This is a genomic window from Kribbella solani (assembly GCF_014205295.1).
Classification (GTDB): Bacteria; Actinomycetota; Actinomycetes; order Propionibacteriales; family Kribbellaceae; genus Kribbella; species Kribbella solani.
Window position 1 is genome coordinate 3,980,336 of sequence record NZ_JACHNF010000001.1, and the last position, 22,211, is coordinate 4,002,546.

Annotated in this window: 24 protein-coding genes; 10 read left to right on the top strand and 14 right to left on the bottom strand. The window is 68.7% G+C overall.

Annotated elements, in window-relative coordinates:
* Positions 1–37 precede the first annotated feature (37 nt).
* The 3 genes from HDA44_RS18060 to HDA44_RS18070 are packed head-to-tail and all read right to left on the bottom strand — an operon-like array spanning position 38 to position 4,099.
* Entirely contained in the window at positions 38–1,183 is a 1,146-nt protein-coding gene (locus HDA44_RS18060) for a CoA transferase (RefSeq protein WP_184835924.1), read from the bottom strand.
* A 46-nt stretch (positions 1,184–1,229) separates the two neighbouring features.
* Positions 1,230–2,255: an alpha/beta fold hydrolase gene (locus HDA44_RS18065; RefSeq protein ID WP_184843816.1), complete on the bottom strand. Its 1,026-nt coding sequence runs from the start codon at positions 2,253–2,255 to the stop codon at positions 1,230–1,232.
* Between the two features lie 2 nt (positions 2,256–2,257).
* Positions 2,258–4,099, bottom strand: a complete 1,842-nt coding sequence (locus HDA44_RS18070) for a hypothetical protein (protein WP_184835926.1) — start codon at positions 4,097–4,099, stop codon at positions 2,258–2,260.
* A 72-nt stretch (positions 4,100–4,171) separates the two neighbouring features.
* On the opposite strand from HDA44_RS18070, the gene HDA44_RS18075 reads away from it, so the two are divergent.
* On the top strand, positions 4,172–4,924 hold the full coding sequence (locus HDA44_RS18075) for a MerR family transcriptional regulator (protein WP_319039169.1): 753 nt from the start codon (positions 4,172–4,174) through the stop codon (positions 4,922–4,924).
* 247 nt (positions 4,925–5,171) lie between these two features.
* Here the strand turns inward: HDA44_RS18075 and HDA44_RS18080 are convergent, their stop codons facing one another.
* Genes HDA44_RS18080 through HDA44_RS18090 form a run of 3 tightly spaced genes read right to left on the bottom strand, consistent with a single transcriptional unit; the run spans position 5,172 to position 8,256 of the window.
* Entirely contained in the window at positions 5,172–5,414 is a 243-nt protein-coding gene (locus HDA44_RS18080) for a hypothetical protein (RefSeq protein ID WP_184835928.1), read from the bottom strand.
* A gap of 49 nt (positions 5,415–5,463) precedes the next feature.
* Positions 5,464–6,747 (bottom strand): hypothetical protein, encoded by a 1,284-nt coding sequence (locus tag HDA44_RS18085; RefSeq protein WP_337906093.1) that lies wholly within the window; start codon positions 6,745–6,747, stop codon positions 5,464–5,466.
* Between the two features lie 54 nt (positions 6,748–6,801).
* On the bottom strand, positions 6,802–8,256 hold the full coding sequence (locus HDA44_RS18090) for a flavin-containing monooxygenase (RefSeq protein WP_184835930.1): 1,455 nt from the start codon (positions 8,254–8,256) through the stop codon (positions 6,802–6,804).
* 67 nt (positions 8,257–8,323) lie between these two features.
* Here HDA44_RS18090 and HDA44_RS18095 point away from each other — a divergent pair, with 67 nt between their 5' ends.
* On the top strand, positions 8,324–8,947 hold the full coding sequence (locus HDA44_RS18095; protein ID WP_184835932.1) for a TetR family transcriptional regulator: 624 nt from the start codon (positions 8,324–8,326) through the stop codon (positions 8,945–8,947).
* 343 nt (positions 8,948–9,290) lie between these two features.
* Here HDA44_RS18095 and HDA44_RS18100 read toward each other — a convergent pair whose 3' ends face one another.
* Positions 9,291–9,866, bottom strand: a complete 576-nt coding sequence (locus HDA44_RS18100) for a helix-turn-helix domain-containing protein (RefSeq protein ID WP_184835934.1) — start codon at positions 9,864–9,866, stop codon at positions 9,291–9,293.
* Positions 9,867–9,960: 94 nt separating this feature from the next.
* Here HDA44_RS18100 and HDA44_RS18105 point away from each other — a divergent pair, with 94 nt between their 5' ends.
* Positions 9,961–10,497 carry a GNAT family N-acetyltransferase gene (locus HDA44_RS18105; RefSeq protein WP_337906094.1) on the top strand — a complete coding sequence of 179 codons (537 nt, stop codon included), beginning with the start codon at positions 9,961–9,963 and terminating at the stop codon, positions 10,495–10,497.
* Positions 10,498–10,646: 149 nt separating this feature from the next.
* Here HDA44_RS18105 and HDA44_RS18110 read toward each other — a convergent pair whose 3' ends face one another.
* Positions 10,647–10,850, bottom strand: a complete 204-nt coding sequence (locus HDA44_RS18110) for a hypothetical protein (RefSeq protein WP_184835936.1) — start codon at positions 10,848–10,850, stop codon at positions 10,647–10,649.
* 74 nt (positions 10,851–10,924) lie between these two features.
* Here HDA44_RS18110 and HDA44_RS18115 point away from each other — a divergent pair, with 74 nt between their 5' ends.
* The 7 genes from HDA44_RS18115 to HDA44_RS18145 all read left to right on the top strand — a co-directional run bounded on the left by HDA44_RS18115 (position 10,925) and on the right by HDA44_RS18145 (position 16,206).
* Positions 10,925–11,200 (top strand): hypothetical protein, encoded by a 276-nt coding sequence (locus tag HDA44_RS18115; RefSeq protein ID WP_184835938.1) that lies wholly within the window; start codon positions 10,925–10,927, stop codon positions 11,198–11,200.
* 80 nt (positions 11,201–11,280) lie between these two features.
* On the top strand, positions 11,281–12,201 hold the full coding sequence (locus tag HDA44_RS18120) for an ABC transporter ATP-binding protein (protein ID WP_184835940.1): 921 nt from the start codon (positions 11,281–11,283) through the stop codon (positions 12,199–12,201).
* Positions 12,198–12,932, top strand: coding sequence for an ABC transporter permease (locus HDA44_RS18125; RefSeq protein ID WP_184835942.1), 735 nt, complete (start codon positions 12,198–12,200; stop codon positions 12,930–12,932). The genes HDA44_RS18120 and HDA44_RS18125 overlap by 4 nt, the downstream gene beginning before the upstream one ends.
* A gap of 64 nt (positions 12,933–12,996) precedes the next feature.
* Entirely contained in the window at positions 12,997–14,148 is a 1,152-nt protein-coding gene (locus HDA44_RS38575) for a histidine kinase (RefSeq protein WP_184835944.1), read from the top strand.
* Positions 14,145–14,753: a response regulator gene (locus tag HDA44_RS18135; protein WP_184835946.1), complete on the top strand. Its 609-nt coding sequence runs from the start codon at positions 14,145–14,147 to the stop codon at positions 14,751–14,753. Before HDA44_RS38575 ends, HDA44_RS18135 begins: the two co-directional genes overlap by 4 nt.
* 40 nt (positions 14,754–14,793) lie before the next feature.
* The gene (locus HDA44_RS18140) at positions 14,794–15,927 is read left to right on the top strand and encodes a sulfite oxidase (protein WP_184835948.1); all 1,134 of its coding nucleotides are present in this window, start codon (positions 14,794–14,796) and stop codon (positions 15,925–15,927) included.
* 99 nt (positions 15,928–16,026) lie between these two features.
* On the top strand, positions 16,027–16,206 hold the full coding sequence (locus HDA44_RS18145) for a hypothetical protein (RefSeq protein ID WP_184835950.1): 180 nt from the start codon (positions 16,027–16,029) through the stop codon (positions 16,204–16,206).
* Positions 16,207–16,211: 5 nt separating this feature from the next.
* On the opposite strand, the gene HDA44_RS18150 is transcribed toward HDA44_RS18145, so the two are convergent.
* The 6 genes from HDA44_RS18150 to HDA44_RS18175 form a co-directional block, all read right to left on the bottom strand.
* A complete protein-coding gene (locus tag HDA44_RS18150) occupies positions 16,212–17,771 on the bottom strand; it encodes a multicopper oxidase family protein (protein ID WP_337906096.1) in 1,560 nt (519 codons plus the stop codon).
* A 5-nt stretch (positions 17,772–17,776) separates the two neighbouring features.
* Entirely contained in the window at positions 17,777–18,190 is a 414-nt protein-coding gene (locus HDA44_RS18155; protein ID WP_184835952.1) for a hypothetical protein, read from the bottom strand.
* Positions 18,187–18,720 (bottom strand): DUF1707 SHOCT-like domain-containing protein, encoded by a 534-nt coding sequence (locus tag HDA44_RS18160; protein WP_184835954.1) that lies wholly within the window; start codon positions 18,718–18,720, stop codon positions 18,187–18,189. Before HDA44_RS18160 ends, HDA44_RS18155 begins: the two co-directional genes overlap by 4 nt.
* Before the next feature lie 266 nt (positions 18,721–18,986).
* On the bottom strand, positions 18,987–20,342 hold the full coding sequence (locus HDA44_RS18165) for an ABC transporter substrate-binding protein (protein ID WP_184835956.1): 1,356 nt from the start codon (positions 20,340–20,342) through the stop codon (positions 18,987–18,989).
* Positions 20,342–21,223 (bottom strand): carbohydrate ABC transporter permease, encoded by an 882-nt coding sequence (locus HDA44_RS18170; protein ID WP_184835958.1) that lies wholly within the window; start codon positions 21,221–21,223, stop codon positions 20,342–20,344. Before HDA44_RS18170 ends, HDA44_RS18165 begins: the two co-directional genes overlap by 1 nt.
* Positions 21,220–22,161, bottom strand: coding sequence for a carbohydrate ABC transporter permease (locus HDA44_RS18175; RefSeq protein WP_337906097.1), 942 nt, complete (start codon positions 22,159–22,161; stop codon positions 21,220–21,222). Before HDA44_RS18175 ends, HDA44_RS18170 begins: the two co-directional genes overlap by 4 nt.
* Positions 22,162–22,211: the final 50 nt, after the last annotated feature.

Sequence of the window (22,211 nt, forward strand, 5' to 3'; positions counted from 1 at the left end):
GCAGCTGGCGAGTGGTTGGTGAGTGGCGCAGGTTCGCCTACTCCTCCAGCCAGGCGCGCACCGACTCGTTGTGCTCCCCGAGGCGGGGTGGGGCCAGGTTGGTTTCGCGGGCGCCGGCGTGGGGGTTGTCGTCGAAGCGCAGCGGTGGGCCGGGGAGCTGGATCGTGCCGAGGGTCGGGTGCTCGACGTCGATCAACAGACCCTGGGAGCGCGTCTGCTCCCACTCGTACACCTGCTGGAAGTCGCGGACCTTCCCGGCCGGAATCCCCTGCTCCGCAAGGCGTTCCAGCCACACGTCAGCCGGGTACGCCGCGAACGCGCTTTCGATCGCCGTGGTCAAGGCGTCGCGATGCGCGACCCGCTGCGAGTTGACGGCGAACCGTTCGTCGTCCGGGTCGAGTCCGACGATCGGGGCGAACAGGCGCCACAGTCCTTCGCTGCCGACCGCCACCTGCACGATGTCGTCCTGAGTGCGATACAGCCCGTACGGCGCGATCTGCGCGTGATGGTTGCCGACCCGCACCGGCAGCTCGTGCGCGACCGTCCACTTCGTCCCGTGGAACGCGTGCACGCCGACGACCGAGGCGAGCAGGCTGGTGCGTACGACGCGGCCCTTGCCCGTGATCGATCGCTCGTGCAGCGCGGCGAGGGCACCGTACGCGCCGTACATGCCGGCCAGCAGGTCCGCGATCGGGGCACCGACCTTCGTCGGTTCGGACTCGCCGGTGATGCTCATCAGACCGCCCTCGCCCTGCGCGATCTGGTCGTACCCGGCTCGGCCGCCGTCGGGACCGTCGTGGCCGAAGCCGGTGATCGAGAGGATCACCAGGCCGGGGTTGAGCTCGTGCAGCCGCTGCACCGAGAAGCCGAGCCGGTCGAGTACACCGGGGCGGAAGTTCTCGATCAGGAGGTCGGCCTTGCGGACCAGCTTGGTCAGGAACTCCTTGCCGTCGGCGGACTTGAGGTCGGCGGTGACGGACTCCTTGTTGCGGTTCGCGGACAGGTAGTAGGTGGACTCGCCGTCGACGAACGGTGGACCCCAGCCACGGCTGTCGTCACCGCCGTTCGGCGTCTCGACCTTGATCACGCGGGCGCCGAGGTCCCCGAACATCATCGCCGCGTGTGGCCCCGCCAGGGCACGGGTCAGGTCCACGACCACGATGTCGGAGAGAAGGTTCTGCACGGGTCGAGCGTAGGCGAGGACGGGCCGGCCGGCCGTGACGCGACTCTCAGCCGGACACCTTGCGGGCGAGGGACGCGAGACGATGGGTCACGTCGCGGGGCCGTTCCTGCATCAGCATGTGGCCGGCGCCGGGGTAGATCCAGAGCCGGGCGGTGGGTAGTTCGGTGGCCAGCTGGTTGGCGTGGCGGGGCGGGAGCAGGCGGTCGCGGGTACCGTGCATGATCTCGACCGGGATCTCGTCCAGAGCCTTGAGGGCGTGACCTCGGTCGTGCTGGAGGATCGCCTCGAAGAACCCGCCGTACGAAGCGCCGGGCACGATCGCGAGATCCTCCAGGAACAACGCGACCTCAGCCGGATCAGCCTTCTTCCCGAACACGACCCGCCGCAACGCCGGCCCCTGCAACCGCGCGGCCGCCCGCCGGGCGGCGCCGGCCCGGCTCCCGATCCCGGCGCTACGACCGGAGCCACTCAGCCGCTCGCGCCGGGTGCCGGCCGCGCCGACGGCGGCGGCTTCAGCCGAGCGGGTGGTTTCGGTCAGGCGGGTGGTTCGGCGGTCGACTCGGGTGCCTACCAGGTTCATCACGCGGGGGGCGATGCGGGCGGCGGCGGGGTCCAGGCGTTTGGGGAGGCCGAGGGCGCCTTCGGCGATGTGGCCGGAGGAGGTGCTGACCAGGGCAGCCGCGCGAATCCGGTCGCCGAACAGCTCCGGCCGCTGATCGGCCAGCGCCATCAACGTCATCCCGCCCATCGAGTGCCCGGCGTACACCACCGGTCCGTCGCCGACGACCTCGTCCATAACCGTGACCAGGTCGTCAGCCAGTTGCTCGATCCGCATCGACCCGGCCGGCGCCGCTGCGGAGCGCCCGTGCCCGCGATGGTCGTACGTGACCACCCGCACCCCGTCCGCCCCGAGGATCTCCGGCAACCGCTCGACCTGGTTGTGCCACGAACGCGTCGAGCAGGTCCACCCGTGCACAAGCAGCACCGTCACCGGCGCATCCGCCCGCCCACTGACCTCAACGTTCAGCCGCACCCCATCAGCCGTCGTAACCCCAGACCGCTCCAGCTGCATGGTCACCTGGTCTCCCGTTCTGCCGGCGCTGTTCGTGTGTCTGTCGCCAGGTGGGCGGCTCGTAGTCGTCCGCCTCGGGCGCCGCGGCCGACCAGCCAGGCGATTCCGGCGACTTCAAGTAGTCCGACCACCGCGAGCAGCGCGTACCCGGCGTTCCACATCCATCGTGGCACGTCAGTACGTTCCTCGCGCCGCAGCACCTCCTGTTCGTTGATGAACGACACCGTCTGCCCATCCGACACCTGGACAGCCGGTTTCGCGATCGCTACGTCCTCCGGCGCGTACACCCAGGTCGCCACCAGATCGCGCTGCCCTTGGTGCAGCCGGATCATCGACTTCCACTTCCCGTACATCGGCAGCGCGTCCTTGGACCGGTAGGTGCCCTCGGCAACCTTCTCCATCGGGTGGTATACCAAACCACCACCCTGCCAAGCCAGCGCCTCGAACCAGCGCGCCCCATCGGCCGCGTCGCTCGGCGTCAGCGCGATCGTCACGTACGCCGTCGGCTGCGCTCCGGTCACGACCGGCTCCAGCGACACGGTCCCGGACACGCCAGGATGCGCCGACCGCGGTACGCAGAAGAACACCGTCGCCGCGACCGCCACCAAACCGATCGCGCCCAACTGATGCGTACGGCGAACCGCCACCGGCCGGATGTGTTTGATCCCGATCGGCCGCGCTTCTCCGGCCACTTCGGCGTACCGCGTCGCGAGCCAGGCACCGACCAGACCGGCACCGATTCCCGCGACGACGCCGTACCCGATCGCCGCCGGCAGCATCGACGACGGCCACGCGATCGGCATCCAGACCTGACTCCACGCGTACTCCGCGACCACGCCGACCGTCCCGATCAGGACCCCGGCGACCACGCCCAGCCGGAACCGATTCTTGTTGCCGAGGGCAAACGCCACCACCTCGACCAGGATCGCCTCGACGATCAGCAACGGGAAGTGCCCGACGAGTTGGCCCAACGGCTCGGCCACCGCCCAGGCGATCGCGCCGCGGATCACCAGGTACACGGCCAGCGCGCCGAACGTCGACCCCGGTCCGCGACGGGCACGCAGGATCGTGAACGCCATCGCGGCGCCGAAGACGATCAGGATCGGCTGCAGGATCAGCGGGAACTGCGGTACGCCGTAGTTGAACTCGGTGCTGAACAGGTCCCACGCGATCAGCAACGCCCCGACCGAAACGACCTCCTGCAACAGCCGGCGCTTGTTCGGCCAGACAGGACCTAACTGTTCGACCTCGGCGATTGCCAGCAGCCGGGCGAAGATCGAGAAGACCACGCCGCCGATCATCAGCAGGTGGGTCGGTCCCCAGAGCGTGACGTCCTCGCCGAACAACCGGTGCCAGACGTCGTCGAGCGGGAACCCGACCAGCGCGAACGTGCCGCAGACCGTCACCAGCGCGGCGCTGCACGGGATGCGCCAGCCTTTGGTGAGCCGGATCGTCCGGGCCGGGAGCGGCTTGCCGGCGAGTGCGATCGGCAGGACGCCGGACACGATCACGCCCAGGATGCCGAAGAAGATCGGGTAGTGCGCCGGCGTCCCGAACGGACCGGTGTCGCGGCCGCGGGCGATGTGTACGGCGATGTCCCACCAGACGCCGAACGCGCAAGCGAGCAGCGAAACCGCGTGCAGGTACGGAGTGAGCGCGGCCCATCGGGGGACTCCGTCCAGTCTCCCGATGGTGTCCGCGAACCTGCCTACCAGGGTGACGTGCCCGGTGCGTTCCCGCCACAACAGCACGGCTAGTGCGAGGTACAGCAGCGAGACCACGCCGGTGACGATCGCGATCTGGCCGAAGCTCGCCGTACCGGTGGTCGCCAGCGGGATCGCCATCGAGCCTCCTTGAATGCGCCATACATGATGTTACATGCATTATGTAACGAGGAGTCTGGAAGACTGTCAAGGGTGGAACACAAGCCGGACGAGGAGCTCACCGTCGACCAGCTCGCCGCCAAGGTGGGCATGACGGTCCGGAACGTACGGGCGTACGCCGGTCGCGGGCTGATCCCGCCGCCCCGGCTGGTCGGCCGCACCGGGTACTACGGGCAGGATCACGTGGCCCGGCTGACGCTGGTCCGCGAGCTGCTGGAGAAGGGCTACACGCTGGCCGCGGTCGAGCGGATGCTGGGCGAACTGCCCGACGGCGCGCTCGCGCTGGGCGTGTTCGAGACACTGGTGAACCCCTGGACGCCGGCCGAGCCTGAGGTACTGGACGAACGCCAGCTGGCCGAGCGGGCCGGCGTACCGCACGACCCGGCGGTGATCGCGCGGCTGGTCGAGCTGGGAATCGCCGAGCGGATCGACGCCGACCGGCTGCGGATCCCGAACCCGGACCTGCTCCGGACCGGCCTCGAGGTGATCAAGCTCGGCGTACCGCTGGACGCGATCCTGGAGATGCTCCCCCGGCTGTTCACGCAGGCGGACGCGGTCGCGAAGACGTACGTCGAACTGTTCCGCTCGACGGTCTGGCGCGACTTCACCAAGGCCGGGATGCCGGCCGACGGCTGGCCGGAGATCCAGCGCACGCTGGAGGGCATCATCCCGCTGGCCGGCCAGGCGCTGGTGGCCGCGTTCCGGGAGGCGATGGCGCGCGAGATCGAGCTGGTCGCGTACGAAGAGCTGGGCGTCGCGCCGGACGGGCTGCCCTCGACCGGCTAGGCACCGCCACTCGGGGTGGGTCAGGGGTTTCTGGGGTGGGAACTAGGTAATCCTCCGCATGCGTGAACCGGCCGGGATGCGTCAGCGTGTACTTGTCAGAACGGGCCACGAAGCAGGAGGACGACGATGCGACAGATCAGGATCCGTCGGCGGCCCCGCACCGCCACCCGCCGGCTGCAGACCGAAACCCTTGACCTTCGGACACCGTCCGGTCGACGGCTGCCGTTCTGAGCTTCAGCCAACAGGCTCACGGGGACGGGGTACGGGGCGAGGCCCGGCGGACCGCAGGGGTGTCTGCCGGGCCTCGAGCTTTGTCCGGATCGGGGCGCGTGACCCGGTCCGGCAGATCGCCGAGGTCGGCGTACTCGTCCTCGTCGTCGGGCAGGTTCGCCTCGTTCCGCCGCGCGATCCGGAGGAACGCGACGATCAGCGCGATCGGCCCCAGCACCATCGCGGCCTCCGGCACCCCACCCAGATGCAGCCCGATCACGACCCGGCCCCGATCACTGCCCTGCTCATGACGCTGCTCATGACGCTCATCACGACGCCGTCACCAGCGCGATCCCGCCGGCCGTGAACGCGATCATCGCGGCCAGCATCGGGTACTGCGCCCGCCGCAACCGCCGGCGCCGGAACAGCCCGGCAGCGCGATCGTGCGCGGACACGACCCCAAGTACGTGTCCGAGCACGATCGCGCCGATCTGGACCCCCGCGATCACCCCCGTGGTCAGGAACGCGTAGTCGATCCGCGCCCCGCTCGTCCCGAACAGATCCCAGCCACGCCCGAACGGATCGGTCGCGAGCAGCCACCCCGCCTGCCCCTGGAACATCGCGAACGAGAAGTAGTGCGCGACGGCGTACCCGATCGCGATCGGCACCAGCGAGTGCGCGAACGCCTTCGGCAACCCCACCGCGCCGGCCAGGAACAGGCCGGTGACAATCGCCACCGCCACGACCAGGCCGAGCGTGTACACGAGCAGGTGCTGCGCTTTGCCGAATTCGCCGGTCCGCTGCGTCCACACCGACCATCGGGAGATCCCGTCGAACGCGGTCGACCCGAGCAGCAGGCACAACAACCCGACGATCCCGGTCCGCCGCGGCATCGTGGCCAGCCCCGCGAGCGGATTGCGTACGCCGATCACACCATCACTTCCGCGACCGAGCGGCGACAGTCGCGCCAGCACCTCGGCGTACACCTCGAAGCTGTCACCGATGCCGAACCAGGCCGGCCCGAAAACGATGCCCGCGGCAACATTTATGATCGCGTACGCGGTGCCGGCGAGAGCGACGATGCGCGGATCGGAGCCCTCCGGGTACACCAGCTCCAGCCAGAGGAATGCCGCGAGACCGGCCACCGCCGGCCAGTACGCGATGCCGTCGGGCAGTCGCCGGTACGACGCACGCGGGATCAGCGCGGCGAGCGTACGCAACGGGTTGGCAATGCGCCAGATCGGCCCGCAGAGCAGTGAGAGCGGGATGATGCCGACCCAGATCCATACGTACAGCCAGGTCGGCGCCGGGTTTCTGGACGGATCGGGATCACCGAACCAGGCGGCGCCGAGCAGTACGCCGAGCGCCAGCACGCCCGCGACCTTCAGCGTGACGCGGGTCGCGGGGTGATCGACGACCTTCGTCAGCGCGCGCACCGGGCGGCCGGAGACGAGCTCGAACCTCGGCCGGGACCAGAACGCGCCGAGCGCGAAGAACGAGACCGCGACCGCGGCGCCGGCCGAGTACACGGCCAGCCAGGTCGGCACCGGCAGATCCCCGCGGCCGCCGATCCCGTGCAATGCCACCAGCTGGGGCAGCAGTTGGGGCAGCACGGGTCCTCCGATCAGCCGGGGCTATCCGACCGATCGAATGTAACACGCTCAATGTCACATAGCGACAGTCTCGTACTGACCCGGGTCGAACCGCCTGGTCAGCTGCCGGAACCGGAACGTGAACGACGGCCAGAGCGTGGTGTTGCGGCCCTGCGCGTCCAGGTACCAGCTCGTGCAGCCGCCGCGGGTCCAGATCGTGTTCCGCATCGAAGCGCGGACGCCGTCGACGAAGGCGCGCTGGACGTCCCGCCGCACCTCGACCGCCTTGAGACCGTTCGCGTCCATCGTCTTCAGCGCGTCCACGATGTACGCGATCTGGGACTCGATCATGAACACCATCGAGCTGTGACCGAGGCCGGTGTTCGGGCCGATCAGCATGAAGAAGTTCGGGAAGCCGCTGATCGCCGTACCGAGATGGGCTTCCATCCCGTCGGACCACGCGTCCCGCAGCGAGACGCCGTCGCGACCGTGCACCAGGTCCATCACCGGCAGATCGGTGACCCGGAACCCGGTGCCGTAGATGATCGTGTCGACCTCGTGCTTCACGCCGTCAGTGGTGACGATCCCGGTCGGCGTCACCTCGGCGATCCCGTCGGTGACCACCTCGACGTTCGGCCGCGCGACGGCCGGGTAGTAGTCGTCGGACAGCAGCACGCGCTTGCAGCCGAGGGTGAAGTCCGGTGTCACCTTGGCGCGCAGCAACGGGTCGCGGACCTGCTGGGCGAGGTGCCGCTCGGCCACCTTCTGCGCCTGCTTCATGATCGCCGGCAACTTGGTGAACCCGAGCACCATCGACTCGCGGCCCCAGTAGATTCCGGCCCGAACCGCCTTCTGCGCCAGCGGAAACCTGCGGAACACGGACCGCTCCAGCGGCGTGATCTTGCGGTCCGGACGCGGCATCACCCAAGGGGGCGTGCGCTGGAACAGGTGCAGTTCCTCGACCTCAGGCTGGATCGCGGGTACGAACTGAATCGCCGACGCGCCGGTACCGATCACCGCCACCTTCCGGCCGGCCAGGTCGACGTCGTGATCCCACTCGGCCGAGTGGAAGACCGGACCCTCGAACGACTCGATTCCTGGCAGTTTCGGGTAGGCCGGTTCCGCGAGTGGACCCATGCCCGACACCAGTACGTCGGCCGTGAACTCGCCTTCGCCGGTCCGGATGCGCCACCGGTCACCGTCCCAGTCCGCCGACTCGACCGTACGGCCGAAGCGGATGTGGTCGCGGACCCCGAACGCGTCGGTCACCTTGCGGAGGTAGTCCTCGATCTCGGGCTGCGGGGAGAAGGTCGACGACCAGTCCGGGTTGGGCGCGAACGAGAACGAGTACAGGTGCGAGGGCACGTCGCAGCGGCAGCCCGGGTACGTGTTGTCGCGCCAGGTCCCACCCACGTCGCCGGCGCGCTCCAGGACGACGAAGTCCTCGAACCCGGCCTGCTTCAGCCGGACAGCCATCCCGATCCCGGCGAAACCGGTCCCGATCACCACGATCCGATGCTGCTCAACCATGAGGTTCTCCAGCCCGTCAGCGGAACTTACTCCCAGTAAGTTACTCGGAGTCAGTTAGACTGCGCAAGTGACCTCCACCACTCACGACCCGCCGAAACGCCGCCGCGACCGGGCCGCCCGGGAACGCGAGATCCTCGAGGCCGCGGAGCAGATCTTCGGCCGACGCGGCTACCAGGCCACCTCGATGGACGAGGTCGCCGTCATGGGCGGCGTCTCGAAGCCGCTGATCTACCAGTACTACGGCTCCAAGGACGGCCTGTTCCTGGCCTGCCTGTCCCGCCTCCGCGGCCAGCTCCTGGAGGCCGTCGCCGACGCGGTGCTGGCCGCGCCGAATGCCGAGGACGCGCTGTACGCCGGGTTCCTGGCCTGGTTCCGCTTCCTCGACGACCACCCGAGCGCCTGGTCCGTCCTGGTCGACGAAGGCATGCTCGCCACCGGCCCCGCCGCCGAAGCCACCGACGAGGTCCGCGCGGCCTTCATCGAGCTGATCGCCACGATGGTCCGGATGAACCTCCCGGCCGGCCGCGTCACCGACGACGAGATCCAGATCGTTGCCCAGAGCATCTCCGGCGCCACCGAACGCCTGGCCATCTGGCGGACCCGCACCCCGAACCCCCCCACCCCGGAAAAGGTCGCCCACACCCTCCAGAACCTCCTCTGGCAAGGCCTCCACACCCTCAAAACCACCTGACCCCCCGCCCCACCAGCCAGCCCGCACCCCGCCCGCACCCCTGGCCCGCTCCGCCGCACCCCCGCTCCGCCGCACCCCCGCTCCGCCGCACACCCGCTCCGCCGCGCCCCCCGCTCCGCCGCGCCCCCCGCTCCGCCGCTCCGCCGCGCCCCCGCGCCCCCGCTCCGCCGCGCCCCGCCTCGCCCCACCGCCCCGCCCGCCCCGCCCGCCCCGCTCCGGCCCGGCGCGGCCCGACGCGCCCGGCGCGCCCGGCGCCATTTCAGTGGTTAACCAGTGAAATGGCCCGTTCACCCCCCGCATGCGGCAGGTGAACGGGCCAACTGAGAGGTGAACCTCGAAGGTGTCAGGTGGTGCGGGGGGTGCGGGCGCGCATGATGAGGGCGGCGACGTAGTACGAGCAGGGTTTCGTGCTGGGGTTTGAGTACGCGTGCGGCAGGTCGGCGGCGAAGTAGACGGAGTCGCCGGCGGCAAGGTCGACGATCTGGTCGGCCAGGGTGAGCCGGAGCTCCCCCGACTCGATCGCGACGAACTCGTGCGATCCCGGCGCGTACGCCGGAAACTCGCCGGCGTCACACCCGGCCGGCAGCGTGGTGCGAATCCACTCGAAGTTCACGCCGGGGACCACCGGGCTCAGGATCGTCCGGCGCCAGCCGCCGGGCTCGTCGACCGAGTCCTGCTCGGCCGCGCGGCGGATGATCACCCGGGACTGCTCGACTTCGGCCAGCAGTGCCGCCAGGCCGGCGCCGAGCCCGTCGGCGATCCGCGACAGCACCAGCACGGTGGGCACTTTCTGGCCGCGCTCGACCGACGACAGCATGCTCACGCTCACCTCGGCCGCCGCCGCGAGGTCGGTCAGCGTCATGCCCCGCGCGAGCCGCGACTCCTGGATGCGGTGACCCAGTTTCACAAGATCCAGCATTTCGCTATAATAGCATCTGCTTTCACTATAGCGAAAGCGGGTTGCCGTGCCGCACACAGTTGCCGGAGACGCTGTCGTACTCGTCAGAGACGCCGTGGGCTCGCCCGGAGAGCTCAGCGCGATCGCCGCGATCATGTCCCACTACGTCCGGAACACGGTGGTGACCTTCATCGAGTCCCCACCGACGGTCAGCGACTGGGCCGAGCGGTACTGGGATCTCGCCGCGCGCGGACTGCCGTTCCTGGTCGCGGAGGCGGACGGCGACGTCGTCGGTTTCGCGTACGCCGCGCCCTGGCGACCGAAGTCCGCCTACCGGCACACGGTCGAGAACTCGATCTATCTCTCCCCAGCCGCGACCGGGCTCGGTATCGGCACCGCTCTGCTGGAGCGGTTGATCGAGCGGTCGGCGGCGGCCGGCTGCCGGCAGCTGATCGCGGTGATCGTCGACGCCGGCGACCCCGCGTCGGCCAAACTGCACCGGCGGCACGGGTTCTCCGACGCCGGGCGCCTGCACGCGGTCGGTTTCAAGCACGGGCGCTGGCTCGACACGATGCTCCTCCAACGATCCCTGCCCGAGGTCTGCGCTACCCAGCAAGCCGACCGCTCCGACCGTGACGGAGCTCCGGCGTGAGACAGGTCCGACCGTGAGAGGTCCGGCCGTGACAGAGGTGCGGCGTGATGCAGGCGGCTGAGGGTGCGCGGCCAGGTTCGGCGCGTAGCCTCCGCCGGGCGCTGTGGGGGCTTGTGCGTCACCGAGCTGATCAGCTGGGGCGTGTTGTACTACACCGTCCCGGCGACCCTACCGACGCTGGTCGCGCGGACCGGCTGGACCGTGATCGCGATCATGACGGGCTTCAGCTGTGGTTTGCTGGCCAGCGCGGCGGCCGCGATTCCGGTCGGGCTCACCCTCGTCGGCGGGCTCGCAAGCACCGTCTTCGCCCCACTCTCGGGCCTGCTCGCGGCCGAACTCGGCTGGCGCGTCACCTATCTCGTACTAGCTGCCTTCCTGCTCGCCACGACGGGCCCGATCCACTTGATCTGCCTCAACCTGCCACGGGTTGCGCAGACCGGTCGAGTTCGTCACGACCACCACACCAGGCAGGTACGAACCTCCCGCGCGTTCTGGCTTCTCACGACGGCCCTCGCCCCGGAAGCGAGACGTCATCATCCTGGCTGCCGGCGCCGTCAGCCTGGCCGTGCTCGCGCTCACCCCGGGGATCGTCGGGCCGTTGGCGGTGGTCGCGCTTCTCACCGGCGGCGTCTCCGGTGCCTTCACGCTCGTACAGGCGTCGGCGGTCTCGGACCGCTGGGGAACCCCTGAGAGCCGACCCTGAGTTCAGGCTGACGGATGTCATGGGTGGGTGATGACGGTCGATCCAGGTGCCCGGCGGCCGGCCGCGACAAGCTTCTCGGTATGACGACAACGACTGCGGTCACCCTCCGGGGCGTGACCAAGAAGTACGCGGACGTGCAGGCCGTCGCCGGGGTGGATCTGACTATCCGGGCCGGCGAGGTGGTCGCGCTGCTGGGGCCCAACGGGGCGGGTAAATCGACCACCATCGAGATGCTGCTCGGGCTGGTGAAACCCGACCAGGGCAGCGTCCAGGTGTACGCCGGGACGCCCACCGACGCGATCACCGCCGGCCAGGTCGGCGTGATGCTGCAGAGCGGCGGGATCATCGAGGACGCCAAGGTCGGCGAGCTGCTGAACCTGGTCGCGGGGCTGCACAAGGACCCGATGCCGGTCCAGGAGGCGCTCGAGCGGGCCGGGATCGCGGACCTGACCAAGCGGACCATGAAGGGCCTGTCCGGCGGTCAGAAGCAGCGGGTCCGGTTCGCGATGGCGATCATCCCGCAGCCGGACCTGATCGTCCTGGACGAGCCGACGACCGGGATGGACGTCGAGTCCCGCCGCGACTTCTGGGCCTCGATGCACGCCGAGACCGCGCGCGGCCGGACGGTCCTGTTCGCCACCCATTACCTGGAGGAGGCGGACTCGTACGCCGACCGGGTGGTGCTGATGCGCAACGGCAAGATCGTTGCCGACGGCACCGCCGCGCAGATCAAGGCGAGCGTGTCCGGCCGGACCATCCGGGCCACCATCCCCGGCGCCGATCTGGCCGCGCTGGCGTCGCTGCCGGGCGTACGCAACGTGGAGACCCGCGGTGAGGTCGTGCTGCTGAAGTGCGCGGACTCGGACAGCACCCTGCGGCACCTGCTGGAGAACACTCCGGCCCATGACATCGAAGTGACGTCCGCCGACCTCGAGGACGCCGTCCTCGCGCTGTCGGACCAGGACCGCGCCCAAGACACCGCACAGGAGACCCTGGCATGAACCGCGACTACCTGATCTTCGACATCCGCCGGACGCTGCGGAACCGCCGGGTGATGATCTTCTCGATCCTGATGCCGGTCGTCCTGTTCCTGATCTTCGGCCTGACCATCCCGAAGGACGCCAGCGAAGGAAACATCTCGGCGATCGCGTACGTGATGGTCAGCATGGCGATGTTCGGCTCGATGTCGGCCGCGATGAGCAGCGGCGGCGTGATCGCGGCCGAGCGCGACGGCGGCTGGAACCGTACGCTCCGGCTGACCCCGCTGAAGCCGCAGGCGTACGTGGTGAACAAGGTGATCCTGTCGCTGCTGCTGGCCGTACCGCCGCTCGTCGTGGTGTTCCTGATCGGCATGACCGTCGGCCACGTACACCTGAGCGCCGGCCAATGGCTGACGGTCGCACTGGTCTCCTGGCTCGGCGCGCTGCCGTTCGCCGCGCTCGGCCTGGTCATCGGGTACATCGCCAAGCCGGACAGCGTGCAGCCGATCACCGGTCTGAGCACGATGCTGATCGCCGCGTTCGGCGGGCTGTGGCTGCCGGTCAGCCAGATGCCGACGGCGATGAAGTACGTCGCCGAGCTGACGCCCGCGTACTGGACCGGTCAGACCTCGCGGAGCGCGCTGACCCAGAGCGGCGTCGACACGCACGCGCTGCTGGTGGTGATCGGCTGGACCGTCGTCCTCGGCGCGATCGGGCTCCGCCGGTTCCGCGCCGACACCGCCCGCGCCTGACCCGTACCCCCTGCTTGCCCACCAACCGAGCGCGATCATCGACCGAGGGCATACCGTGACGACCGTGAAGACGACACCAACCGCGCCCGACGGCACGGCCGAGCGGGTCGGCATGGTCGCCGGGCCCGGCCGGTGGGCGTGGCTGGCGGCGGGGATCTGGTTGTTCTACCTGTCGCAGCCGCTGCAGAGCGTGGCCGAGAAGCGGAGCGGCGTCGTCCAGGTGGTCGGTTTCCTGACCATCATCCTGTTCGCGGCAAGCTATCTCGCGTTCTTCGGCGTACTCCGGCGGAGCGCGCAGGCGGGGACCTTGCCCCGGTGGCAGCGGTTCGGCTACCTGGCGCTGATGCTCGTGCTGTGTCTGCTGATGATCCCCACCGCCGGGCAGACCGGGCTGACCGGGCTGGTGTACATCTCGGCGGTCGGGATGATGTTGCTGGAGATGCCCGCCTCGATCATCTTCGTCCTGGCGCTGCTGGCCGGCGCCGAGATCTCGATGCGGGTGGTCCCGGGCTGGACCGACGACGGCAGCTACGGGTTCGCGATCTTCCTCGGCGCGCTCGCGGTGTTCGGCATGCGGCGGGCGATCCAGCGCAGCATCGAACTGAACGCGGCCCGGCAGGACATGGCCGAGCTGGCCGTACAGGAGGAGCGGAACCGGTTCGCGCGGGACCTGCACGACATCCTCGGTCACTCGCTGACCGTGATCACGGTCAAGGCGGAGCTGGCCGGGAAGCTGATCGAGGCGAATCCGGGGCGAGCGGCCGCCGAGGTCGCGGACGTGGAGAGCCTGGCGCGGGCGGCACTGGCCGATGTACGGGCCGCGGTCGCCGGGTACCGGGAGCTGAGTTTGGCGGGTGAACTGGTGTCCGCCAGGGCGGCGCTGCAGGCGGCCGCGATCAAGGCGGACCTGCCCACGACGGTGGACGAGGTGCCTGAGGAGAACCGCGAACTGTTCGCGTGGGTGGTACGGGAAGGCGTCACGAACGTCGTCCGGCACTCGGGGGCGAAACGCTGCACGATCCGGATCGCGGCGGCGCAGATCGAAGTACTTGACGACGGCTTGGGTCCGACGCCCGGAGGGGGCGCGTCGGGCCACGGCCTGATCGGGTTGCGCGAACGCGCCGACGCCGCGGACGCCAGCCTCCAGGTCGGTCAGAATGCCGGCGGCGGGTTCCGGCTGGCGGTCAAAGCAAGGGCTGTGAGGATGGAACCGTGAGTATTCGACTGCTGATCGCCGACGACCAGGCCCTCGTCCGGGGCGCGCTGGCCGCGTTGCTGGATCTCGAGCCCGATCTCGAGGTGGTGGCCGAGGTCGGCCGGGGCGACGAGGTGATCGACGCCGCGAAGAACTCGACGCCGGACGTCGCGCTACTGGACGTGGAAATGCCCGGGCTGGACGGGATCGAGGCCGCGGCGGCGCTGCGGACCGCCGTACCCGGGGTGCGGGTGCTGATGGTGACGACGTTCGGCCGGCCCGGGTACCTGCGGCGCGCGATGGAGGCCGGGGCGGCCGGGTTCGTGGTGAAGGACACGCCCGCGACGCAGCTCGCGGACGCGGTCCGGCGCGTACACCAGGGTCTCCGGGTGGTCGATCCGTCGCTCGCCGCGGAGACCTTGGTCGCCGGTACGAGTCCGCTCACCGGCCGCGAGTCCGATGTACTACGGGCGGCCCGGGTCGGCGGTACCGTCGCCGACATCGCCAAGGAACTGCATCTGTCCGAAGGCACCGTACGCAACCATCTTTCCGCCGCGATCGGCAAGACCGGCGCCCGGACCCGCGCCGAGGCCGCCCGGATTGCCCTCGACAACGGCTGGTTGTAGCCCGTCCGTAGGCCTAGTGTTGGTCTCGGGGGAGGCTGTGATGACGATCGAGCAGTTCAGTGTCCGGGGACGGCTGGCGGACACGGGTGAGGGGATCACCGGGGACGAGTTGCAGCTCGCGGCGCGGAACCACGGGATGCCGCTGGAAGGTTTGCGGTACGACGTGACGCCGCCGGGCCTGCACTATGTACTGGTCCATTACGACATCCCGGCAACCAACGCGGCCGACTGGCTGCTGGAAGTCGGCGGGTGCGTGGAGCAGCCGTTGTCGTTCGGGCTGACCGAGTTGCGAGCGATGGCCCGGCGTACGGTCCGCGTCACGCTGGAATGCGCCGGGAACGGGCGCGCCACGTTGCAACCGCGGCCGATCAGTCAGCCGTGGTTGTCGGAAGCGGTCGGTACGGCCGAGTGGACCGGGGTGTTGCTGGCGGATCTGCTGCGGTTGGCCGGGGTCAGTGAGGACGCGGTCGACGTGGTGTTCACCGGAGCGGACCACGGGGTGGAGCGCGGCGTCGAGCAGGACTACCAGCGCGGACTTTCGGTGCCGGAGGCAATCGAATCCGGCGCGATCGTCGCGTGGGAGATGAACGGCGAGCCGCTGCCACCACAACACGGGTATCCGTTGCGGCTGGTGCTGCCGGGGTGGTACGGGATGGCGAGCGTGAAGTGGTTGCGGTCGATCTCGGTGATCGACCATGAGTTCGAGGGGTTTCAGAACGCGGTCGCGTACCGGTTCCGTACCTCGGCTGACGAGCCGGGGGTGGCGGTGACGCGGATCGAGCCGCGGGCGTTGCTGGTCCCGCCCGGCTTTCCGGACTTCATGAGCCGGCATCGCTTTGTTGCCGCTGGCACCGTTCCGCTGTTCGGGCGGGCCTGGTCCGGCTGGGCGCCGATCGAGCGCGTCGAGGTGAGTACCGACGCCGGCGTGAACTGGCACGAAGCCACGTTGGACGCCGCCGTCGGTGCTGGTTCAGGTGCCGGTTTGGGTGCTGAGGGCAACGATGACTTCGCGTGGCGGGCGTTCGCGTACGATTGGGAGGCGACGCCCGGCGAGCACGTGCTCACCGTCCGCGCGTACGACACCAGCGGCCGCGAGCAACCGATCGAAGCCGAGTGGAACCGCGGCGGCTTCGCGAACAACACCGCCCAGCGCATCACCGTCCTGGTCACCTGAAACCCGCGTGTCGTTGAACGTTTCGGCCGTGTCCGCGTCACATCCTGGGTACGTACACGGTTCTCACTTCTTCGTAGCAGCCCAGCTTGGAGTGGCTCGGTGAACGACAACCATCTACACGCGCGCATCTTCCGTACGTCGGACCAGTGGTACGCCGACGTCGACGACGAGCTGGACCCGCAGCCGGACAACCCGCTCTGGTACGGCTCGTACACCACCCAGCCGGCCGCGCTGGAAGCAGCCTGCACCCACCTGGCCGCGCTCCAAGCTGCTTCCTGAGCGTCCTACTCCGGCTTGTTGCCCGAGTCGCCGCCCACTCGGTACGGGGTGGTGATGCCCTCGTACATCAGGTGGGTCATCAGGCCCTGAGAGGCGTGCGGGAGGTTGTGGCAGTGGTCCATCCAGAGGCCTGGATTGTCCGCCACGAAGGCGATCTCGTAGGTCTCCTTGTTGCCCACCTCAAGGGTGTCGGTCCACCAGGGCGAACCGGTCGCGCGGGCGCCGTTGCGGGACAGGACCACCGCGTGGTGACCGTGCAGGTGCATCGGGTGCGCCTGGCCGCTGGTGTTGGAGATCGTCATCCGGACCACGTCACCTTCGGCGACCATGAACATCGGTACGTCCGGGAACTTGTGACCGTTGATCGTCCACCACAACCCTGGTACGCCGTCCAGGAAACCGGGGCGGCGGCCGATCCGGTACTGGAAGTCGCGGTTCGCCTGGCCGGGGTCGAAACCGATCGGCGCGGGCGTTCCGTAGGTGAGCAGGTCTACCGTTTCTGCCGACAGGTTGGCCGTCGGCGGGTTGGTTCCGGCCGGACCGATCGCGAGCGACAGCGTTGGTATACCAGCGATCAGCCGCATTCCGCCGGCAGGCACGACCGCCTCCAGATCGACGCGACCACCGGCAGGCAGTGCGTACGCGGCGGTTGTCGCCGTCGGCCCGTGGACATCCCGTCCGTCAACCGCGACCACCTTGTACGACGTGCCGAGCAGGCCCACGCGCAGGATCGCATTGTCGGTGTTGATCACCCGTACGCGCGCGGCCGTACCCGCTGGGACATCCGCCTGCCAGGCGCCCGTACGCCCGTTGATCGTGCGCTTTCCGTCGTACGTGTGGATGGCCGCGACCACTTCACCTGGTACGGCTGGGGCGATCACGATCGGTCCGAAGAGGCCGCCCTTCACCTCGTCGCTCGAAACCTGGTGCGAGTGGTACCAGTACGTGCCCGCCTGCTCCGCCTTGAAGCGGTAGACGTGCTTTCCACCCACCGGTACCGCATCCTGGGTCACGCCGGCGACACCGTCTTCGGCGTTCGGTACGTCGATCCCGTGCCAGTGCAGCGTCGCGCCGTCCTTCACCGACTCGTTCACGAACGTCACCTGGATGAGATCGCCGACCCGCGCCCGGATGGTCGGGCCGGGTGAGGTTCCGTTGACCGTGTAGCCGTCGATCGTCTCGCCCGATGCCAGTTGGAACGTCTGTTTTCTGGCTGTCAGGGTGACGTTGACATTTGGTATACCAGTCTTCGGGCCGGTCAGGTCGGCGACGCTCGTACCACTCATACCGGCCATTCCAGCCATGTCGTGATCGTGTCCGGGTGCGGCCGGTCCGCCGCCGTAGTCGGCGTACCCCATTTCTGCTGGGTTGTACTCCCCGGGGACGAGACTGGTCGCCCAGAGGTACCCCAGCGGCACAAGCACCGCCAGGGCCACCCCCACCGCAACCAGCCAACCCCAACGACGCTTCTTCGGCTCGGGCGGCTGCTTTGGTTCGGCCGGCTGCGGATCGGCCCGCTCCGGGTCGGTCTGCTCCGGCTCGGGCGGTTGCTTCGGTTCTGTCACTGGGGTCAGCCGGTGGTTACGTGTTGCTTCGGTGTGCCGGCGCGCTGCGCGGCGGTGCTTGCCACGGCGGCGATCGCCAGTCCGTTCAGACCGTGCAGGATTCCCAGCGCGGGTACGCCGAACGCCACCACAGCAAGCAGGAACTGCAGAACCACCAGGCCGACGACAATGCCAGCCAGCACGCGACCACGTGGTACGTCGGTCAGGAACGACACGATCAGGAACACCAGCGCGAGCAAACCGATCACCATGCCCGCGATGCTGTGGTACCGCTCGCCGAAGTTGCTGTAGTCGGCGCCGATCGTGGCACCGTCACCGGCGTCCTTCGAGATGGTGAAGCCGGACAGGGCGATCGACGCGATCTGCAACGCGACCGCAACCGCGATCAGCAGCCCGGTCACCCGGTAGACGCTTCTCATGCCCGCCGCTCCATCCGCCGCTTCCGCGCCACGAACACAGCCGCCACAATCAACACAATCGGCAGAACCGGCGGATGCCCGCCCCCCACCACACACCCAACCGAAACCAGCACCCCAAGCACCCCAAGCGCAATCAGCACCGGCAACGGCACCCGCCCAAAGAACCCCCGCCGACCCCACGGCGGCCCACCAGGCCCACCCGGTCCGCCGCTCGGTCCGGTTGCGCCGGCCGCGTTCTCCGGAGCCGTCCACGGCGGCTTGCGCCAGCCCCACGGGCCCGCCCAGCCCTCGCCGCCCGCATCGGCAGCGGCGCCTTCGCCGGCAGCAGGTGCCTGGTGGGCGCCCGGCAGGTCGACGAACAGGTTGTTCAGGTCTTCGGCGGTGCGAGCGCGGAGTGCCTGCTCGACCCGCTCCGAGTGTTCGTCCGCGCTCAGCCGGCCGGCTTGGTAGTGCTCGCCCAGACGCTTGACCGCGTCCTCACGCTCTGTGTCGCCGATGCGAATCGATCCGCCCGGCCTCTCCTCGGTCATGATTCTCCTCGGTGCTCGTACTTCTCCGATGGCACCAAGGTTGTCGTCCAGCACCCCTGTCTCGCGTCGCCCCACCGGCTGCACCTGCACTACCCCCGGCGGCGCACCCCACCCCCGTCGGCGCACTCCCCCGTACTCCCCTGGGCGTACGCGCCCCCAGGGCAAACCCCGACCCCACTGTGAGAAAGCCACCGCGCACATCCCGGCGCCGAAAACGAGCGGTGGCTTCTCAAAGTGGGAGTCAGGGCGGTGGACGCGTACGGGGGTCAGGCGTTCGCGGCGAGGATCTTGTTGACGTCGGCGTTGGCCTTCGCGAGGGAGCTGGGGTCCGCCTCGAAGGTCATCACCGACTCCATCGCCGGTGTCATCACCGCGCTGACGTCCGCGGCGTTCGGGTTCGCCGGGTACGGGAACACGTCACCGTCCTCGACCGGCTCGAGGAACGGCGTGACATCCCACCCGCTCTTCGCGAACGCGGCCCGCGCCAGCGGCATACTCGCCGCCACCGCCGGGAACACCACTCCGGCCCTGGCGACGATGTCCTGAGCGGTCTGCGAACCAAGGAACTTCACCCACGCCCACGACGCGTCGCGACGGGTCGTCCCGGCCCAGATCGTGTCCGCGAGTCCGTTCATCATCGACATCCGCTTCCCGATCGGCCCGACCGGTAACCGCGCGAGCTTCGTCTTCACCTGCTTCAACTGACCGTACGTTCCGAGCATCCACGACCCGTTCGGCGTCATCGCGTACTTCCCGGCGCCGAACGCCGTCGTGACATCCACCCCGGACTTCGCCTGCGCGTACGTGGGCATCAGGCCTTTCGTGATCAGCCCTCGCCACCAGCCGATCGTGTCGGTGAACTTCGGGTCGGCGTAGAAGAACTTCGTACCCCATGGTTCACCCTCGGAGTACTTCCACCCGTTGCTCGCCGCGTACCAGCTCCAGGTGGTCTGCCCGTCGCCGCCGCCGGCGTCGGCGTACCCGAGCCCGAAGACCTTCACGTTGTGCGGATCGAACCCCGGCTGGTCGCCGCGCCGCCCTTTCGAGTCCACCGTCAGCCGGCGGATGATCTGCTCGAAACTGCCGCCGTCCCGCGGGTTCCAGGTCATCGAGTTGAGCTGCTCGGTACTGATCCCGGCCGCCTCGGCGAACGCGCTGTTGTAGAAGTAGACCTCGGTATCCCAATCCTTCGGCAGTCCGTACCGGTTGCCGTCGGCACCTATCCAGCGATCGGCAAGACCCTGCTGATAGATGCCCAGGTCAACATTGTCGCGTTTGACGTACTCGTCGATCGGCAGCACCTGCCCCTTGTCCGCGAACAGCGGGTACTTCGACGAGTGCCCGGTGAACACGTCCGGCGCGGTGTTCGAGATGAACCCGGTGACGAGCTTCGACCAGTAGTCACCCCAGCCGTACTGCTCGATCTTCACCGAGTACTTCGGGTTCTGCTGGTGGAACACCTTGGCGCATTCGGTATACATCGGCAACTGCGCCGAATCCCACAGCCAGTAGATGATTTCGCCGTCGCCGCGGGCCGCCGCGCCATTGTTGCAGGCGGCAACAGCCGGTACGGCGAGCGCGCCGAGTCCTGCCTTCAGCAAGGTCCTTCGTGAGAGGTTCATCATTTGATCCCGGAGAAGCCGATGGAGTTGGTGATCCGTTTCGCGAACGCGAGGAACAGGATGATCATCGGCAGCGCCGCGATCAGCGTCGCCGCCATCAGCCCGGCCCAGTCCGGACCGCCCTGCGGGGTCTGCGACCGGAACACGCCGAGCGCGACGGTCAGTACCCGGACGTTCTCCTGCTGGCCGACCAGCAACGGCCAGAAGTAGTCGTTCCACGAGTTGATGTAGGTGAGGATCCCCAGCGTCGCGATCGGCGCGGCGCTCATCGGGATCACCAGCCGGAAGAAGATCAGCCGGTGCCCGGCGCCGTCGATCATCGCCGCTTCCTCCAGTTCCCGGTTGATGCCGAGGAAGAACTGGCGCAGGAAGAAGATCGCGAACGGCGTCATGAAGGCACCCGGCAGGATGATGCCGGCGAAACTGTTCAGCAGGCCGAGGTTCTTGATCAGGACGAAGTTCGGCAGCGTGGTGAAGATCGGCGGCACCATCAGCGCGGCCAGGAACAGCGCGAACACCTTGTCCCGGCCGGGCCAGCGCAGTCGCGCGAACGCGTACGCCGCCATCGCGCTGAAGAACACCTGGCATACCGTCGTGACGGTTGCCACGATCAACGAGTTGCGCAGGTACAGCCAGAAGTTGACCGCCGCGCCGGAGCCGCCCTGAGCCTGCGCTTCCTCGATCGTCGCCAGCCCGAGTACACGTTTGAACGCGCCGAGCGTGCTCTCGACCGGTAGTAGCGAACTCGGATGACCGGGCAGCTGGGTGTTGTCGGAGAAGGCGGTCCGCAACATCCAGTAGAACGGGAACAGCGTGACGATCAGCAGGATGGCGAGAAGTACCCACGCGACCGTACGCCCGACACTCACCTGGCGCCTCATCCGAGATCACTCTCCCGCGCCCGCAGCAGCTTCAGCTGGATCAGCGAAACCACGGCGAGGATGACGAAGAGTACGAGCGCCATCGCCGACGCGTACCCGAAGTCGAACCGGGTGAACGCGCGCTCGTAGATGTAGTAGTAGATCACTCTGGTCGCGTTGATCGGACCGCCCTGCGTGGTCACGGCGACCGTGTCGAAGATCTGGAACGACCCGATCATGGTGACCACCAGGACCATCACCAGCACCGGTCGCAGCAGCGGCAGCGTGATCCGCCAGAACGTCTTCCATTCGGTCGATCCGTCCACCTCGGCGGCTTCGTAGACGTACGACGGAATGGTCTGCAGGCCCGCGAAGACGAGCAGGGCCGTGTACCCCATGTGCCGCCAGACGTTGATCCCGGCGACGGTCGGGATCGCCCAGTGCGAGTCGCCGAAGAACGCGACCGGGTCGATCCCGATCCAGCCGAGGGCCTGGTTCACGATGCCGACCTGGAAGTCGAGCATCCAGTACCAGACCAGCGCGACCACGACGTTCGCGACCAGGTACGGCGCCAGGATCACCGCGCGGACGGTGATCGACTTGGTCAGCCGGTACATCACCATCGCGATCCCGACCGCGAGTACGGTCTGGACGCCGATGTTGATCACCACGTACTCGACCGTGACGGCGAGCGCGTTCCAGAAGAAGCTGTCCTGGAGCATCCGCTCGTAGTTGGCCAGGCCGTTGAACTTCGGGGCCGAGAGCAGGCTGTACTCGGTGAAGCTCAGGTACGCGCCGCGCAGGGTCGGCCAGATGTAGAAGACGACGAACCCGAGGGTGGCCGGGGCGAGGAAGATGATGGCGACCTTCAGGTCTCCCAGGCTGCGCCGCTTCCCCGGCGGTGCGGCCTGTTTCCCGTGACTTCGGTCGGTGTCGGGTGGTGCGTTGGTGGTGGTCACGGGGATCTCCTTCTCTGTCCGGCACTGTCTCTGTCCGGCACTGTCCGGCA

What these genes read in the sequence shown, in the direction of transcription:
- HDA44_RS18065 (WP_184843816.1), bottom strand. Translation starts at nt 2,255, where the DNA reads ATGCAGCTGGAGCGGTCTGGGGTTACGACGGCTGATGGGGTGCGGCTG.
- HDA44_RS18070 (WP_184835926.1), bottom strand. Translation starts at nt 4,099, where the DNA reads ATGGCGATCCCGCTGGCGACCACCGGTACGGCGAGCTTCGGCCAGATC.
- HDA44_RS18090 (WP_184835930.1), bottom strand. Translation starts at nt 8,256, where the DNA reads ATGGTTGAGCAGCATCGGATCGTGGTGATCGGGACCGGTTTCGCCGGG.
- HDA44_RS18100 (WP_184835934.1), bottom strand. Translation starts at nt 9,866, where the DNA reads ATGCTGGATCTTGTGAAACTGGGTCACCGCATCCAGGAGTCGCGGCTC.
- HDA44_RS18120 (WP_184835940.1), top strand. Translation starts at nt 11,281, where the DNA reads ATGACGACAACGACTGCGGTCACCCTCCGGGGCGTGACCAAGAAGTAC.
- HDA44_RS18125 (WP_184835942.1), top strand. Translation starts at nt 12,198, where the DNA reads ATGAACCGCGACTACCTGATCTTCGACATCCGCCGGACGCTGCGGAAC.
- HDA44_RS18140 (WP_184835948.1), top strand. Translation starts at nt 14,794, where the DNA reads ATGACGATCGAGCAGTTCAGTGTCCGGGGACGGCTGGCGGACACGGGT.
- HDA44_RS18155 (WP_184835952.1), bottom strand. Translation starts at nt 18,190, where the DNA reads ATGAGAAGCGTCTACCGGGTGACCGGGCTGCTGATCGCGGTTGCGGTC.
- HDA44_RS18160 (WP_184835954.1), bottom strand. Translation starts at nt 18,720, where the DNA reads ATGACCGAGGAGAGGCCGGGCGGATCGATTCGCATCGGCGACACAGAG.
- HDA44_RS18165 (WP_184835956.1), bottom strand. Translation starts at nt 20,342, where the DNA reads ATGAACCTCTCACGAAGGACCTTGCTGAAGGCAGGACTCGGCGCGCTC.
- HDA44_RS18170 (WP_184835958.1), bottom strand. Translation starts at nt 21,223, where the DNA reads ATGAGGCGCCAGGTGAGTGTCGGGCGTACGGTCGCGTGGGTACTTCTC.